Origin of the sequence: Streptomyces sp. 3211.6 (assembly GCF_003634815.1) — a bacterium.
Taxonomy (GTDB): Bacteria; Actinomycetota; Actinomycetes; order Streptomycetales; family Streptomycetaceae; genus Streptomyces; species Streptomyces katrae_A.
Window position 1 is genome coordinate 1,988,431 of record NZ_RBXC01000001.1, and the last position, 15,516, is coordinate 2,003,946.

Below are 15,516 nucleotides of genomic sequence, written 5' to 3' on the forward strand. Positions count from 1 at the left end.
AGGGCGGCGGGGCTTCGCGGTCCCGCCGCCCGGGAACGAGCGCAGGGGGCGCCGTGACCGACAGCATGACCTTCCGGGGCGAGGACCTGCCGGTCCTCTTCCACCACACCGATCAGGCGGCGGTCTCCCGGCAGCGGGAGTCCGTCCAGGCCACGCGGGCGCAGCTGGTGCTGCTGGTCGTGGCCGCGGGGGCGGCGGCCCTTCCGCCGGGGCCCGCGGCGGGCGGGCTGCACCTGTGCGCGGCGCTGAGCGCGCTGGCGTACGCGGGGGTGCTGGCCGTGGGCGTACGGGCGACGCGGCGGCGGGCCCGCCCGCAGTGGCAGCTCAACCGGAGCGCGGCCGAGTTCATCAAGTCGCTGGCGTGGCGGTACGCCGTGCACGGGGCGCCGTTCGGCAGCGAGGTCGCCGGGGTGGAGGGGGTGTACCGGGCGCGGCTGGAGAAGGGGCTGGACGAGCTGCGCAAGATGGGCTGGCGGGATCCGCGGGCGGAGGGTCTGGTGCCGGAGGGAGCGGAGATCACGGGCGCGATGCAGCGGCTGCGGGGGCTGGAGTACCAGGTGCGCCGGGAGACGTACGTCCGGGACCGGCTGATCGAGCAGCGGACCTGGTACCAGCGCAGGGCGGAGGGCTCGCGGCGGGCGACCGCGCTGTGGTCGTGGACGATCGTGCTGCTGACCTGTCTGGGGCTGGTGTTCGCGCTGTCCGGGGCGTTCGGTTCGGGTCCGGGGGCAACGGCTGCGGCGGGGGTGACGAGCGCGGCCGCGGCGGCGGCGATCGCCTGGAACGAGGTGCGCCGCCACCATCCGCTGATCGAGGCGCACACGCTGATCGAGCAGGACCTGTCGGCGATGATGGTCGTGATGCAGACGACGATCACGGAGTCGCAGTGGCCGTCGGCGGTGTACGAGACGGAGCGGTACGTGTCGCCGCAGCACACCGACTGGCTTGCCCGGCACAGCAGTTGAGGGCGGCGGGGGCGCGGTTCAGTCGCGGGCCGCGCCCTCGGGCCAGATGACGGTGACGGGTTTGCCCAGGGCCCGGGCGTAGGCGACGATCTCGCCGGTGCCGCCGTGCCCGCGGGCCGGGAGGCCGTCCCAGACGGCGACGAGCCGGTCGCAGGTCTCGGCGATGTAGGTGCCGGCGGCGTAGTAGGCCTCGTCGGTGGAGCGGGGGAAGGCCATCACGACCTGCTGGGTGGCCCGCTCCTTGAGGCGGCGGTACGCGGCGAGGCCGCGGCTGTCCTCGAAGGTGTCCTCGTAGTCCCCGCTGGGGATGACGACGGTCAGTTCGGCGCCGTATTCGAGGGCGATGGCGGCGAAGAGCTGGTCGGCTCCGTCGGCGAGGCTGGAAAGGGCCTCCAGCGGCCCCGGGAGCCCGCCGAGCACGGCCCTCAGGCCCTCCTCGACCTGGGCGAGGCAGGTGTCGGGGATCGACCGGTGCCCCGTCACGCCGATCCGCTTCATCCGAGATCCTCCCCCCGTGGACGCCCTGGACATCCTCCCAGAAGGCGGGAGGACGTCCAGGGGGCCTGCGGGCCGGGGCGGGGCTACGGCGGCGTCAGTAGACGCTGACGCCGTAGGCGCTCAGGGCCTCGGTGACGGGCTGGAAGAAGGTGGTGCCGCCGGAGCTGCAGTTGCCGCTGCCGCCGGAGGTGAGGCCGACGGCGCGGCTGCCGGAGTACAGGGGGCCGCCGCTGTCGCCGGGTTCGGCGCAGACGTTGGTCTTGATCATGCCGTAGACGATGTCGCCGTTGCCGTAGTTCACGGTGGCGTTGAGGCCGGTGACGGAGCCGCTGTGGATGCCGGTGGTGGAGCCGCGGCGGGTGACGGACATGCCGTTGGTGGCATCGGCGGCGGAGGTGATGTCCTGGCTGCCGACGGTGCCGGGCGGGACCGGGGAGTTGCTGGCGTACTTGATGAGGCCGTAGTCGTTGGTGGGGAAGCTGGAGCCCACGGTGGTGCCGATGGTGGTGGTGTGGGAGGTGCTGGTCCACCAGCTGCCCGCGCCGTCGGTGCAGTGGCCGGCCGTCAGGACGTAGTAGTTGCTGCCGCTGCGGACGTTGAAGCCGAGCGAGCAGCGCCAGCTGGTGGCGTAGATGGCGTCGCCGCCGGAGAGCAGCTTCCTGATCTTGCCGGGGGTGCGTTCGATGCGCAGGGCGGCGGCGTCGGGTCCGGCCTCGCGGCGGATTCTGGCCAGGTCGGCCTGGGTGACGGTGGAGTCGGCGGTGACCACGAGGGTCCCGGTGGCGGGGTCGGTGTGCCAGGCGGTGCCGGCGACGTCGGCGCGCAGCACGGAGGCTCCGGCGGCGGCGAGCCGGGCGGCGCTGAAGCCGGTGTCGGCGGAGTCGGCGCTGGCGGCGGTGGGGGCGGCGATCGCGGCGACGGCGGCGAGACCGGTGGCCACGGCGAGCAGCCGGAGTCGGGCGGTGCTGTTGGTCCTCACTTCACGTCCTCCCGGAGGGGGGTCTGGGGCCCGGCGGTCGTGGGGGTGCCGGAGCCCTTGAGCGGCGGGGGGAGGGCGCGGCGGGCGCGCGGCCGTCGGCCGAACGTTTCGCCGTGCCCCTGACAAGTCCGCCGGATGACGCTGAACGGGAGTGTCCTGGCGTCAGTTACCGGCGGCAAGGGCTCCTTTCAGCCGTCGCTCGCCTGCGGCGACCGCGAAGGGCAGGGTGTTCCCGGGGGGCGGGAACGGGCAGACGAAGTGGTCGGCGAAGGCACAGGGCGGCAGCAGGGCGCGGTTGAGGTCGACGACGACGCCCCCGTCCGGATCCGGGGTGCCGGGCCGCAGGAAGCGGAACCGGTAGCTGGAGTCCCCGCTGGTGGCATCGGCGAAGACGGCCCAGAGACTGCCGTCGTCCCCGTCGACGGCCACCTGGAGGCGGTGCCGGTCGCCCGCGCGCTCGAACAGCAGCTCGCCGCCGAGGCCGAGCCCGCGGGCGCGCCCGTCGGCGTTCTCGACCTGGACGGTCCGCTCCTCGCCGTAGGGGCGGAACCGGCCCGGCAGGGCGAACGCCGGGTCGTAGGGGGTGGCCTCGATGCCCTGGAAGGCGCGCCGGGCGGCGGAGCCGGGGTCGTAGGTGCGCACCGCCCACTCCCCCGCGCGCCGGATCACCACCAGGCGGACGGCGCCCGCGGTCAGGCGGGAGTCCGCCGGCCGCCCCTCGTCGGCGGCCAGCAGTGCCTCCCCGTCGAGGGGTGTGCCGTCGAGCTCCAGGCCGTCCTCGGCGCAGGCGCTCACCACCACGCCGTCGGCGGTGGCGCGCCAGCGCCCCGGAACGGCCGGAATTCGACCTTCCAGGTCCTCCGGCACCGACTCGGAGATCCAGTAGGTGCCGGTCAGCGAAAGGGGTCCGTAGGGGGCGGAGACGGTGGCCACGCGCCGCTCGTGCCACCGCCGCCAGGCCGTGGTCGCTTCGTCGTCGCTCATGCCGCTCAGCCCTTCCCGGCGGACCCGGGCGGGAATCCCCCCGTACGCCGTACGGGCCTGCGGGCAGCGGGAACTGACGCCTGCTCAGCCACCGGAGCCCTCGGGGGCTCAGCCGCAGTCGCAGTCGCAGCCGTTGCAGCAGCAGTCGGCACAGTTGCAGCACTCGCAGCCGTCGCCGTTGCAGCAGTCGCAGTCGCAGTCGTCGCACCAGGCGTCGCGCTTCTTGCGGGACCAGGGGCCCTCGTAGTCGGTGCAGCAGATCTGGCAGGTGCAGAACAGCCCAATGGCCACCGCGCAGCCGTGCAGCAGGCCCCGGCGCGGTTTCTGCGGGGGCAGCCCGCCGCCGCCGTGGCCGCCACCGCCGCCGGGACCGCCCGGGCCCATCGGGGGCGGCATGCCCGGACCGCCGGGGGCGTACTGCGGCGCGCCGCCGCCGTAGGGGTTCTGGCCGTACGGCCCGGCGCCCTGGCCGTAGGGGCCGCCGCCCTGCCCGTACCCGCCCTGGGCGTTCGGGTCGTAGCCCTGCGGCGGGTAGCCCTGCGGGGGCAGGCCGTAGCCCTGCCCGGCCGAGTTCGCGGGCGCGTGGCCGTGCTCGCAGGAGGTGGTGCCGAAGGCCCGGTCCACCGAGATGCGCAGCTCGTGCACCAGCAGCCGGTGCGCGAGCCCCGCGTCGGCGAACTCCGCCTCGCGCAGCGCCAGCTTGATGCCGTGCAGCGCGTCGTCGCACAGCCGGCGGGCCTCGGTGCGGGAGGTCCCGGTCGCGGTGAGCGGGTTCCAGGCGCCCGCGGCGGCGTCGGCGGCCTGGTCCTCGACGGCGTCCAGCAGGTGGGCGAGCCGCCCGAAGTAACGCCCGGCCTCGGCCAGCGGCGCGGCGTTGCCTGGCCGTCCCGCCAGGACCGCGGTATGAGCGAAGGCGGCCGCGGTCGCGGTCTCCGTCGGCTCGGTGACCACCAGCACGGGCGTGCCCGGGCCGGCCAGGCTCTCGATGCCGCCCTGCCGGTCCACGGCGTCGACCAGCACGGCCGTGTCGAAGCCGAGCGAGGCCCCGGTCCGGGCACCGGCCCGGTCCCAGCCCCGGGCCACCCGGCGCGCGGCGGCGGCCATCGGGGCGCGGGCCAACAGGCCGTCCCGGTCGGCCACGTGATCGCGCACCTTCGCGGAGGCGAGCACCAGCGACACGGCGGCCGCGAGCCGGGCGCCCTCGCCGTTGGCGACCGGTGCGGTGCGCATGCCGCGCAGCGGGCAGGGGCCCGCGGTGCGCCGCGCGCCGGGCAGCGGACCCGACTGAGCTTCCGTCAGAACGGAGACCAGCAGCCCGTCGTAGTTCGTGACGATCCGGGCGAACTGGCCGTGGTCACCCCGAAGTGCCAGGCACAGACCGCAGAGATGGGCCATCCACTCCGTCTTGAAGCGGTCGCCGAGCCGGTGCGTACAAGGTCTGACGATGCCGAACAAACCGCTTCCCCCGTGTGTCATCCGCGTGTTTCCGGGGCATCGTATCCAGCCAACTCGTTCACCCGTACGCCCCAGCGCCTCACCCGGTCGGCAGCGGCGGTCGTATTTTCACTCAGTCAGCAGCGGCAGTGGCCGGGAACCTCGCCGGTGCAACGGATGTTCTGCACCAGTCCCGTCACGAAACCACTGCGCGGCGGCTATCCACTTGGCGCGTTGTCAGCATGATGGACGACCATAGGGGCAGCGGAGCAGAAGTCAGACTGGCCACGGTGAAAGGAGGCGTCCATGGGTTCGGTACGCAAGGCGAGCGCCTGGTTGGGTCTCGTGGAGGACAACGACGACGAGCGGTACTACGACGACGACTACGCGGAGGCGGTGGACGGCCGGCAGGGCTCGGTCGCCGGGCCCGGCGACCAGTGGGTCACCGACCCGCGGGTGCGCGTGGCCTCGGAGTCCGCGGTCGAGCGGGGCCGGCGGATCGCGACGGTGACCCCGGACGGGTTCCGCGACGCGCGCGGCATCGGCGAGCTCTTCCGCGAGGGCGTCCCGGTGATCGTGAACCTGTCCTCCATGGACCCGACCGACGCCAAGCGCGTGGTCGACTTCGCGGCGGGCCTGACCTTCGGGCTGCGCGGCTCCATCGAGCGGGTGGCGACCAGGGTCTTCCTCCTGACCCCGGCCGACACCCAGATCGTCAGCGGTGAGGCGGGCGGCCGCTCCCGCGACTTCTTCAACCAGAGCTGAGCAAGGCGGGGGCACCTCTGGAGGTCCCCCCGGACGGGGTCCGGGGGAGGTAGCCGGGGGAGCTCGCGGGCTTACCGGAAGGCGTCGAGCCCGGTGAGCGCCTTGCCCAGCACCAGCTGGTGCATCTCCACGGTGCCCTCGTAGGTGAGCACCGACTCCAGGTTGGTGGCGTGCCGCATGACGGGGTACTCCAGGGAGATCCCGTTGGCCCCGAGCACGGTCCGCGCGGTGCGGCAGATGTCGATGGCCTCGCGGACGTTGTTGAGCTTGCCGAAGCTGATCTGCTCCGGCCGCAGGGTCCCCGCGTCCATGCGCCGGCCCAGGTGGTGGGCGAGCAGGATGCCCTTGTGGAGTTCAAGCGCCATGTCGGCCAGCTTGGCCTGGGTGAGCTGGAAGCCGCCGATCGGCCGGCCGAACTGCTCCCGCGTCCGCGCGTAGTCGAGCGCGGCCTCGAAACTGGCGCGTGCCGCGCCCATGGACCCCCAGACGATCCCGTACCGCGCGTGGCTGAGGCAGCCCAGCGGCCCCTTGAGCCCGGTGACCCCGGGCAGCACCGCGTCCGCGGGCAGCCGTACGTCGTCCATCACCAGCTCGCTCGTCACCGAGGCGCGCAGCGACCACTTGTGCTTGATCTCCGGGGCGGAGAAGCCCGGCGTGTCGGTGGGGACGGCGAAGCCGCGGATCCCCTCGTCCGTCTGCGCCCAGACCACGGCCACGGAGGCCACCGAGCCGTTGGTGATCCACATCTTGCGCCCGTTGAGGATCCAGTCGGAGCCCTCCCGCTTGGCGTGGGTGCGCATCGCGGCGGGGTCGGAGCCGACGTCGGGCTCGGTCAGCCCGAAGCAGCCGATCAGCTCGCCGGCCGCCATGCCCGGCAGCCAGCGCTGCTTCTGCTCCTCGGAGCCGTACTTCCAGATCGCGTACATGGCGAGGGAGCCCTGGACGGAGACCAGGGAGCGGATCCCGGAGTCGGCGGCCTCCAGCTCCAGGCAGGCGAGGCCGTACTGGACGGCGCTCGCGCCCGCGCAGCCGTAGCCGGTCAGGGACATGCCGAGGGCGCCGATGGAGCCGAGTTCGCGGGCCAGTTCGCGGATGCCGGGCAGTTCGCCGGCCTCGTACCACTGGGCGATGTGCGGCAGGACCCGGTCGGCGGCCCAGGTACGGACGGTGTCGCGGACGGCGAGGTCCTCGGGGCTGAGGAGTTCGTCGAGCCCGAGCGGATCGGTGGGGACGAACGGGTTCTTCGGCGCGGACGACGCGGACAAGAGGGGCCTCCCGGCAGGCGCGTGGGGCGAAACCTAGCGGTGCAAGTTTGTCGCCGCTCCCGCCCCGGGTCCACCCCCGGCCCGACCGGGCCGGGCCGGTCAGGCCGGGCGGCCGCCGACCGCCGGGTCCCGCTCGGGCTTGCCCGGGCCGGGGATCCGGGGCGCGGAGGCCGCGGCGGCCTGGGCCTTGGGCTGCGCGGGCAGCCGGACGGAGGCCCGGGCCCCGGCGCCGGACCCGCCGGTGCCCGCCGCGCCGCCGGCAGGGGCGCCGCAGCCGGCCTGGTCGGCGTTCTCCATGGTGCGCGGCAGCTTCAGCGCCATCACCGCGCCCGCCAGCAGCAGGCCCGCGCTGACCACCAGGGTGACGTGTAGCCCGTGCACGAAGGAGTGCCGGGCGGCCTCCGCCAGGGAGCGCCCCGCCGGACCGCCGAGGTGGGCGGCGATCTGGTAGGCCTCGCCGAGGGAGTTCGCGGCCCCCGCCGAGTCCTCGGCCGGCACCCCCGGCACGCCGAGCAGACCGGGCCGGTAGGCGGCGTTCATCACGCTGCCGAGCAGGGCGATGCCCATGCCGGCGCCGAGCTGGTACGAGGTCTCGCCTATGGAGGCGGCGCCTCCGGCGGCCTCCACCGGGGCCTCGCTCAGCATGGACTCGTACGCCGCGAAGAGGGTGGTCTGGAGGCCGAAGCCCAGCAGCACGAACCCGGCGGTCAGCAGCACGGGCCGGTCGTGCTGGCCCATCAGCGTCAGCAGCAGCACCGCGCCGGCGGTCAGCACGAAGCCCAGCGAGACCATCGTGCGCGGTCCGACCCGCTGGAGGGTGTACGAGCCGGTGGCCCCGGCGGCCATGGCGGCGAAGGTCAGCGGCAGCAGCCGCAGGCCGGTCTCCAGCGGGCTCAGGCGCAGCACCAGCTGGAGGTACTGGACGGCGATCAGCTCCAGGCCGACCAGGGCCAGCATGGCGAGCACGATGCAGCCGACGGAGGTGGAGAAGGCCACCCGGGAGAACATCCGCATGTCGATCAGCGGGTGCTCGCGCCGCCTCTGGCGGCGTGCGAAGAGGACCAGCAGCAGCACGCCGAGGGCCAGCGGGACCAGCGCCCGCAGGTCGGTGAGCTGGCGTTCGGCACCGATCCGTTTGACCCCGAGGACCACGCCGAGCACACCGGCCGCGGCCATCAGCGCGCCCAGCACGTCCCAGGGCCCGTCGGCCGCCCCCCGGGACTCGGGCAGCAGCCAGCGGCCCAGCGGCAGGATCAGCGCCATGAGCGGGATGTTGATGAGGAAGACGGAGCCCCACCAGAAGTGCTGGACGAGGAACCCGCCCAGGACCGGCCCGCTCGCGGCGCCGATCGCGGCGACGGCGGTCCAGATGCCGATGGCCAGGGCCCGCTCGCGCCGGTCGGGGAAGACCTGCCGCAGGATCGACAGCGTGGCGGGCATGATCATCGCTCCGCCGACGCCGAGCAGGGCGCGGGCGGCGATCAGCACCTGGGCGTCACCGGCCAGGGCGGCGATGGCGGAGGCCACGCCGAAGAGCGTGTAGCCGAGGAGCAGGATCCGGCGGCGGCCGACCCGGTCGCCCAGGGTGCCGAAGAGGATCAGCAGCGCGGCGCACACCAGCGGGTAGGCGTCGACGATCCACAGCAGTTCCTGGGAGCCGGGGCGCAGGTCTTCGGTGACGGCGGGGACGGCGACGTGCAGGATCGTCGCGTCGAGCGCGACGAGCACCAGGCTGACGCAGAGGACCGCGAGGACGACCCAGCGGTTGGCGCCGCCGGAGGCCTCGGTGATCCGCTGCCGCAGGGAGGGCTTCCTGTCGCCGGCCGTGTTCGTCCCCGACATCCATGTACCTCCCAGGTGATCCCTCGCACTCGGCGGACCAGCGTCGTGTGGCGCCGCGGGGTGGTGCCCAGTGCGGCGTCCTACGGGGTCCGGCATCGACACGCGAGTGAAGGGTCAGCGTACGCGAGTTCGTGTGCCCGGCACGTGGTCAAGCTCTCATCCCGGCGGCGGCCCCGTTGTGGTGTGCACCACTCGCCCCGGCCCTCCTTCCCCCTGCGTACACGCCCGGTCACGGCCCGTGGTTCTGGTTCCGGGGCCGGTGGCCGGGCCGTTGATACTCGTGTCCGTGACAACTGTGCCCGCCTCCGACGCTCCCCCCAAGGGCCCCGGCCCCGGCCCGTGCCGGGCCGCGCCCGCGCTCGCCGCGTTCGCCGCGGTCCGGCTGCTCGGGCTGGCCGTGCTCGCAGTGTGGTCCGCGGCGGCCGGCAGCAGCCCGCACACGCTGCTGTCGGCGCGCTGGGACTCCCTCTGGTACGCCCGGATCGCCGCGCAGGGGTACGGGTACGAGGTGGTCCTGCCGAACGGGGCCGTCCACTCCAACCTGGCGTTCTTCCCGCTGCTGCCGTGGCTGGAGCGGCTGGTGGCGGCGCCCACCGGGCTCTCGTACGGTTCGGCGGGCCTGGTGGTCTCGGCGGTGGCGGGGCTCGCCGCCGCCTGGGGGATCTTCGCCGTCGCCGATCTGCTCCACGGGCGGCGGGCCGGCGTGCTGGCCGTGGCGCTGTGGGCGGCGCTGCCGGTGGGGATCGTCCAGTCCATGGCGTACAGCGAGTCGCTGTTCACCGCCCTGGCCGCCTGGGCCCTGTACGCGGCGCTGCGCGGGCGCTGGCTCGCGGCGGGCCTGCTCGCGGCGGGGGCGGGGCTGACCCGCCCGGTCGGGGCGGCGGTGGTCGCGGCGGTGTGGGTGGCCGCCGTTCTGGCGTGGCGGCGCGGGGAGCGCTCGTGGCGGATGGCGGCGGGGGTGCTGCTGGCCCCGGCGGGGGCGGCGGCGTACGCGCTGTGGGTGGGGGCCCGGACCGGCGGGGGGCTGACGGGCTACCTGGACGTGCAGGCGGGCTGGGGCAACGGCTTCGACGGGGGCTGGGCCTTCGCCCGGTTCATCGGGGCGCGGCTGGCCTCGTCCGCCTTCCTCGCGGGGGTGGGCCTGATCGCGGGGGTGCTGCTGGTGCTGTGGCTGTACGGGCTGTGCGTACGGCGCCGCCTGCCGGCCGTGCTCCTCGTCTACTGCGGGATCGTGGTGGCGCTGGCGCTGTGCGCCTCGGGGTACTTCGGCTCCAAGCCGCGGCTGCTGCTGCCGGCGTTCCCGCTGATGCTGCCGCCGGCGGTGGCGCTGGCCCGCGGGCCGGCCTGGCGGGCGGCGGCGGTCGTCGGGGGTCTCGCCCTGGTCTCGGCGGTCTACGGGGCGTTCTGGCTGAACGGCTCGGGCCCGCCGTGAGCCCGGTCCTCCGCCGCCTCCCAGGATCACGGAATGGATCATTCCAATCCATGATTGCGCAAAGGAATTGAGCTGCGGCGATAAACCCCCCGTAAGCGCGCGGACAATTGGCGGGGCAGCACTCCGGGAGTGGAATCCGGGGAGTTCCAACCGGGGGCGGAATAACGGCAATTAAGTCCCGCGTGAGACGCACTCCACATCACATGGTCATCACAAAGCGTGCGATTCGCACGGGCCGTGCTTCGACGCGCGGTAACGTCGATTGAGTGCGTACCGATCAATTGCTGTCCCGTCTGGAGCCGGTGTTCGCCCGGCTGGACAGGGAACCAGAGCGACCGGCTCATCTGCAGACCCCGCAGATGAGCCGGCACCGCGTCGTGCTGCTCTGCGCGACCCTCGCCTTCTACCTGGCGATCGTCGTGGCCGTGCTGACGACGTCCTGGCTCGTCCGCCTGGACTGGCAGATCATGTTCTTCCGGCCGTACGAGCAGTGGCCGCAGATCCACGCCTTCCTCGACTACCTGGTCGTCCTCGGCCAGCGCGGACCCACTGCGGTGATGGTCGCGGCCTGGCTCGGCTGGCGCTCCTGGCGCCAGCACACCCTGCGCCCGCTGATCGCCCTCGGCGTGGCCCTGCTGCTGCTGAACATCACCGTGGGCTCCGTGAAGCTGGGCCTCGGCCGGCTCGGCCCGCACTACGCCACCCAGATCGGCTCCGCCGAGCTCTTCGCGGGCGGCGATATATTCCCTTCCGGCCACACCGCCAACGCCGTCGTGACCTGGGGGATCCTGGCCTACCTGGCCTCCACCACGGTCACCCGCCGGGTGTTGTCCATCCTCTCCGGGGTGCTGTCGCTCAGCGTCGGCGCCACCACGGTCTACCTCGGCACCCACTGGGTGAGCGACGTCCTGCTCGGCTGGACCGCCGGCCTGCTCATCATGCTGGCGCTGCCCTGGTTCGAGCCGCTCATCGCCCGCTCCGAGGCCTACGTCTTCGAGGTGCGCGAGCAGTGGCGCCGCCGGCTGGAGGAGGGCCGGGTCTCCGAGCCCGTCGCCGCCGCGCTCACCCCGCTGCTCTCGGCGGGCGGCAAGTGGCGGCCCCGGCCGGCCGAGGCGGCGCCCGTCGCCGTCCCGGCGCCCGCCGGGCACTCCCCCGCGCTGCGGCCCGCCGCGCACGCCCACCCGGCGTCCCGGCCGCACCTGATCCGCTCCGAGCGGACCCCGGTCACCCCGGCCGGCAGCCGCCGCCCGGCGCACACCGAGCGGGCGGCCGCCCGCAGCGCGCGTCCCGCCACCGGCGGCTGACGCACCCCCGCGGGGACGGTACGCACGCCCCACCCCGCACCACGACGGCGGGCCGGTTCCACGAACCGGCCCGCCGTTCATATGTCCGGCCCGTCAGCCGCGCGCCCAGAGGTTCCTCCGTACCGGGTCACGCTTGTGTCACGGGTTGTCGACGGCCGCCGCCGCCCGCCCGGCGATTCCGCCGGCGGAATTCAAATCCCCGCGGCCGGAATTCCCGTGCTCTCCGACGCCTTCCAGCGCACGGCCGAGAAGGTCCCGCAGAGCGGCGATCCGGTCGGTCAGCGCGGGGGGCTCCACGACCTCGAACTCGCAGCCGAGCATCATGATGTGAATCACCAGAACGTCGAGGTTCACCGCCCCCGTCCGCAGCAGACAGCTCTCCGCGTCGACCGGCTCCAGCACCCCGTCGGCGGGTCCCACGATCCCCGCCGCCGCCTCGGCCGGCACCCTCAGCCGCACCACCGCCCGGACGGCGTACGCCCGTTGCGAGACCCCCTCGGAGACGTACGCCGCCAGGTCCTCGGCGGGGGCCGGGCGCGGGGTGAACCGCGGGCCGTGCGGGGGGCGGGGCTCGATCCGGTCGGCGCGGAAGGTCCGCCAGTCCGCGCGGTCGAGGTCCCAGGCGACGAGGTACCAGCGCCGCTCGGTGCACACGAGCCGGTGCGGCTCGACGGTCCGGCGGCTCACGGCCCCGGCGTGGTCCCGGTACCCGAAGCGCAGCCGCTCGCCGTCCCGGCACACGGCGGCGAGCTCGGTGAGGACGGCGGGGTCCACGGTGTCGCGGCCGGGCCCGCGGAGCATGGGGACCGTGAACTCGTTGAGCGCGGAGACCCGTCCGCGCAGCCGGCCCGGCAGCACCTGCTCCAGCTTGGCGAGGGCCCGCACCGAGGCCTCCCCGATCCCCTCGACCCCGTTCCCGGCGGCGGTCCGCAGTCCGACGGCGACCGCGACGGCCTCGTCGTCGTCGAGCAGCAGCGGGGGCAGCTGCGCCCCCGCACCGAGCTGGTACCCGCCGCCGGTGCCGGGGGTGGCGTTCACGGGGTACCCGAGCTCCCGCAACCGGTCGACGTCACGGCGCACGGTCCGGGGCGTGACCCCCAGCCGCTCGGCGAGGTCGGGGCCGGTCCACTCGCGGTGGGTCTGGAGGAGGGAGAGCAGCCGGAGCAGCCGCGCGGAGGTCTCTAGCACCGCCCCAGTGTGCCCGGCGCTCCCCACGGTCCCTCACCCGGTCCGGCCGCGCCGCTCATCCCCCTCGCCCCCGGCCGGCCTCCCCGGCGTCGCGCCGCTGCGCTGCCTCCCTCCGTCGTCCCCGGGGCTCCGCCCCAGACCCCGCGCCCCAAACGCCGACGGGGCTATGCGCAGCCCCGCCCGCGTTTGAGGCGCGGGCGCGGAGCACCGTGTAGTGGGCCGCACCCGGACGCGGAGGGGCACCTCCCCCAGCCGCACCGGCGCTTGAGGTGGAACGGAGGAAGGGCGGGTAGGGGACGGCTCCGCGCAGCGGCCACCGACCGCCACCGCGCACAGCTCAGGGCACCCGAACCGGCGCCGGCGCCCCCGGAGACGGAGCCGGCGGGGACGGCGCCGACGGGCCCGCCGGGGCGGGAGACGGCCCGTCCGGGCTCGGGGCCACCGGGGCCGGGGTGACCGGGGACGGGGGTGGGCCCGGGAGGGCGAGGAGGGTGCCGACCTTGAGGGCGGCCGGGTCGGGGCCGATCACCGGGCGGTTCGCCTCGTACAGGGCCCGCCAGCCCCCCGCCACGCCACGCCGCCGCGCGATGCCGTCCAGCGTGTCCCCGCCCCGCACCACATGCATCCGCCCCGCCAGCCCGTACCGCTTCGCACACACAGGCCACGCGTCCCACCCCTGCGCCCCCAGCAGCTCCTCCGCGACCCGGATCTGCTGCTCCCGCGTCGCCAGGTCCGCCCGCGCCGCGTACACCAGCCCCCCGTACTCCACCCACGTCGGCTGCCAGAACTGCAGCCCCCCGTAGAAGCCGTTGCCCGTGTTCACCGCCCACCGCCCGCTGCTCTCGCAGTCCGCGACGCAGTCCCACGGCCACTCCCCGCCCGGCCCGCAGTCCCCCGGCCCGGTCCCGATGACCCCCGGCGAACCGGGATACGCGGCCCCCGCCGGCCCGGGAGCCGGCGGGGGCGGCGCCGCGACCGCCCCGGCACCCCACGGGAGTACGAGCACCAGCGCGGCGCAGACCGCGAACGCGGCCCGCCGGAAGCGGACCCGGAAACAGACGTCGGGCATCGCGCCACGCTACGCAGCCCCCTCCCCCCGCCCGCCCCGCCACGCGGCGCACCCCCGCGCCCCACCCGGACGGCCGACCGCCACCCCGCCCCCAAATGGCCAGCCCCAACCACCAACTGCGCACAAGCAAGCAATAGTTGCCATAAAAACGAAGCCTCCCCCGAGCGCCTCACTCTTTCGGGTGGCCGGTTCGATTCCGTTCCCTCAAACGGCGTGACCCCGGCCGAGCCTCGGCCGTTGTGCCCGGCGAGCCGGGAACCCCCCGGCCTCCGCACGAATGAGGAGCCCACCCGTGCCGCGCATGCTCGACGTCAGTCTTGAGGTACGTGCCGAGATCGGTGACGAAGAAGCCGACAGGCTGCTCACCGGCGACGACGCCCCGGGCAGTTACGACTGCACCTCCTGCCGCACCCCCGGCGACCCCGAGACCGACCCGACGAGCACCGTGCTGTTCGTGGGCGAGGAGACGGCCGTCCTCGCCTTCGCCCACGCCGGCTGCATCCCCTCCCAGGTCGTCACGGTCTCCGAGGCCGAGCTCCAGGGCGCGGTCCGCAGCATCACCGGTGACAGCCCCGCCCCCGAGCAGGCGGCCGCCGGCGAGGCGCCGCAGAGCGTCCCCGGCGGCCAGGCCGTCCTCGGCATCACCAGCGGCCTGATCCTGATCAACGGCGAACTGCACCCCGCGCTCGTCGTCGAGCCGACCGCGCCGATCGCCCGCCCCGGCACCACCGGCCCCGGCGACGACTTCCTGCCGCTCCTCATCGAGCAGGGCTTCATCCCCGTCACCGACACCAACCAGGTGCCCTCCGCCCTCGAGGGCTGGTCGGTCCTGCTGGCCGGCGGCCAGCTGCACGCCGTGCTCCAGCCCGGCGCGGGCGGCGGCCCCCAGGCCTCCTGGTGGCAGGCGCACCAGGCGCTGTCCGTGACCGACGGCTGGCGGGCCGCGGTCAACAAGACCCAGCGGGTCCTGGTGTACGCCGCCCCCGTCGGCTCCATCGGCCAGCAGCCGCGCGAGGACCTGCTGCGCGACGCCCTGGACAAGGCCGCGAGCAACGGCAAGCTCGTCGCGGCCTCCATGCCCCTCGCGGGTGCCGCGGGCGCCTGAACCCCAACCTTTCCCACCCCGCCGGAAACGGCCGCCCGTCCTCCCCACGAAGGAGGCCGGTCGGCATGCGCCGGGGGTGCGCGGTCCGTCCCGCGCACCCCCGGCGATCTGCGTTTTACGCCCCGTCACCCCGCATCCGCAGGGCCCCGGTTTCGTTGGCTGATACGTGCATGCATACGACCCCTCCCGCGCCCCGTCCTATCCGAGCAGCGTCCCCCCGATGCGCCCCGCCCTGGACCGGGACCACGCTCCGGCCGCCTCGCACACCCCGATCTTCGACGCCCTGTACTCCGAGTACCTGCGGGCCTTCCGGGCCCTGCCGGGCGACCGGACCGGCGAGGAGGACCTCGGCTTCACCGCGTTCTCGTACGGCTCCTCTCACGGATCGTCCTACGGCTCCTCGTACGGCGGCTCCTACACCGGGTCCTCCGGAGTCTCCTACGGCAGCGGCTCGTACGCCGCCGGGTGGAACGGTTCCGCATGGCAGCGCTCCGACCCCTGGCAGCCCGCGTACCCGCCCGCGCCGGTCGTCCCGCAGCCCCAGTACGCCCACGCCGGCGCCGCCGTCCCCGTACCGGCGTCCGGGGCCGGACAGGGCTCCGGATACGGCGACGGGCGGCAGCACCAGACCGGGATGCAGCACATCCCGGCGGCCCTGCCGCCCGCTCCGCGCCGGGGCTACTGAC

General features: G+C 74.6%; 14 protein-coding genes. 6 read left to right on the forward strand and 8 right to left on the reverse strand.

All coding sequences use genetic code 11. From position 1 onward, the window contains the following. Positions 1-65 precede the first annotated feature (65 nt). The gene (locus BX286_RS09280; RefSeq protein ID WP_079431625.1) at positions 66-965 is read left to right on the forward strand and encodes a DUF4231 domain-containing protein; all 900 of its coding nucleotides are present in this window, start codon (positions 66-68) and stop codon (positions 963-965) included. A gap of 18 nt (positions 966-983) precedes the next feature. On the opposite strand, the gene BX286_RS09285 is transcribed toward BX286_RS09280, so the two are convergent. The 4 genes from BX286_RS09285 to BX286_RS09300 form a co-directional block, all read right to left on the reverse strand. Then, on the reverse strand, positions 984-1,463 hold the full coding sequence (locus tag BX286_RS09285; protein ID WP_079425443.1) for a hypothetical protein: 480 nt from the start codon (positions 1,461-1,463) through the stop codon (positions 984-986). 94 nt (positions 1,464-1,557) lie between these two features. Next, positions 1,558-2,442 (reverse strand): S1 family peptidase, encoded by an 885-nt coding sequence (locus tag BX286_RS09290; RefSeq protein WP_121014830.1) that lies wholly within the window; start codon positions 2,440-2,442, stop codon positions 1,558-1,560. Between the two features lie 162 nt (positions 2,443-2,604). Beyond that, a complete protein-coding gene (locus tag BX286_RS09295) occupies positions 2,605-3,426 on the reverse strand; it encodes a DUF1684 domain-containing protein (protein WP_121014831.1) in 822 nt (273 codons plus the stop codon). Positions 3,427-3,534: 108 nt separating this feature from the next. Continuing rightward, entirely contained in the window at positions 3,535-4,881 is a 1,347-nt protein-coding gene (locus tag BX286_RS09300) for a DUF5685 family protein (protein ID WP_121014832.1), read from the reverse strand. Positions 4,882-5,166: 285 nt separating this feature from the next. On the opposite strand from BX286_RS09300, the gene BX286_RS09305 reads away from it, so the two are divergent. Then, positions 5,167-5,625: a cell division protein SepF gene (locus tag BX286_RS09305; protein WP_079425450.1), complete on the forward strand. Its 459-nt coding sequence runs from the start codon at positions 5,167-5,169 to the stop codon at positions 5,623-5,625. Between the two features lie 71 nt (positions 5,626-5,696). Here the strand turns inward: BX286_RS09305 and BX286_RS09310 are convergent, their stop codons facing one another. Further along, entirely contained in the window at positions 5,697-6,890 is a 1,194-nt protein-coding gene (locus BX286_RS09310) for an acyl-CoA dehydrogenase family protein (RefSeq protein ID WP_079425452.1), read from the reverse strand. Positions 6,891-6,989: 99 nt separating this feature from the next. Continuing rightward, positions 6,990-8,732: an MFS transporter gene (locus BX286_RS09315; protein ID WP_121014833.1), complete on the reverse strand. Its 1,743-nt coding sequence runs from the start codon at positions 8,730-8,732 to the stop codon at positions 6,990-6,992. 295 nt (positions 8,733-9,027) lie between these two features. On the opposite strand from BX286_RS09315, the gene BX286_RS09320 reads away from it, so the two are divergent. Both BX286_RS09320 and BX286_RS09325 read left to right on the forward strand, forming a co-directional pair. Then, positions 9,028-10,164: a glycosyltransferase family 39 protein gene (locus BX286_RS09320; protein WP_121014834.1), complete on the forward strand. Its 1,137-nt coding sequence runs from the start codon at positions 9,028-9,030 to the stop codon at positions 10,162-10,164. Positions 10,165-10,430: 266 nt separating this feature from the next. Continuing rightward, a complete protein-coding gene (locus BX286_RS09325; RefSeq protein WP_079425459.1) occupies positions 10,431-11,468 on the forward strand; it encodes a phosphatase PAP2 family protein in 1,038 nt (345 codons plus the stop codon). A gap of 138 nt (positions 11,469-11,606) precedes the next feature. Here BX286_RS09325 and BX286_RS09330 read toward each other — a convergent pair whose 3' ends face one another. Continuing rightward, positions 11,607-12,656, reverse strand: a complete 1,050-nt coding sequence (locus BX286_RS09330) for a YafY family protein (protein WP_167747573.1) — start codon at positions 12,654-12,656, stop codon at positions 11,607-11,609. A 337-nt stretch (positions 12,657-12,993) separates the two neighbouring features. Further along, positions 12,994-13,725 carry a transglycosylase family protein gene (locus BX286_RS09335; protein ID WP_121014835.1) on the reverse strand — a complete coding sequence of 244 codons (732 nt, stop codon included), beginning with the start codon at positions 13,723-13,725 and terminating at the stop codon, positions 12,994-12,996. A gap of 292 nt (positions 13,726-14,017) precedes the next feature. On the opposite strand from BX286_RS09335, the gene BX286_RS09340 reads away from it, so the two are divergent. Continuing rightward, positions 14,018-14,830 carry a hypothetical protein gene (locus BX286_RS09340; RefSeq protein ID WP_100863910.1) on the forward strand — a complete coding sequence of 271 codons (813 nt, stop codon included), beginning with the start codon at positions 14,018-14,020 and terminating at the stop codon, positions 14,828-14,830. Positions 14,831-15,050: 220 nt separating this feature from the next. Next, positions 15,051-15,515 carry a hypothetical protein gene (locus BX286_RS09345; RefSeq protein WP_261993389.1) on the forward strand — a complete coding sequence of 155 codons (465 nt, stop codon included), beginning with the start codon at positions 15,051-15,053 and terminating at the stop codon, positions 15,513-15,515. The last annotated feature ends 1 nt before the right edge of the window (position 15,516 follow it).

Bases quoted from the DNA above. Each gene is read 5' to 3' on its own strand.
- BX286_RS09280 (WP_079431625.1), top strand. From the start codon at position 66: ATGACCTTCCGGGGCGAGGACCTGCCGGTCCTCTTCCACCACACCGAT.
- BX286_RS09285 (WP_079425443.1), bottom strand. From the start codon at position 1,463: ATGAAGCGGATCGGCGTGACGGGGCACCGGTCGATCCCCGACACCTGC.
- BX286_RS09295 (WP_121014831.1), bottom strand. From the start codon at position 3,426: ATGAGCGACGACGAAGCGACCACGGCCTGGCGGCGGTGGCACGAGCGG.
- BX286_RS09305 (WP_079425450.1), top strand. From the start codon at position 5,167: ATGGGTTCGGTACGCAAGGCGAGCGCCTGGTTGGGTCTCGTGGAGGAC.
- BX286_RS09315 (WP_121014833.1), bottom strand. From the start codon at position 8,732: ATGTCGGGGACGAACACGGCCGGCGACAGGAAGCCCTCCCTGCGGCAG.
- BX286_RS09335 (WP_121014835.1), bottom strand. From the start codon at position 13,725: ATGCCCGACGTCTGTTTCCGGGTCCGCTTCCGGCGGGCCGCGTTCGCG.
- BX286_RS09345 (WP_261993389.1), top strand. From the start codon at position 15,051: ATGCGCCCCGCCCTGGACCGGGACCACGCTCCGGCCGCCTCGCACACC.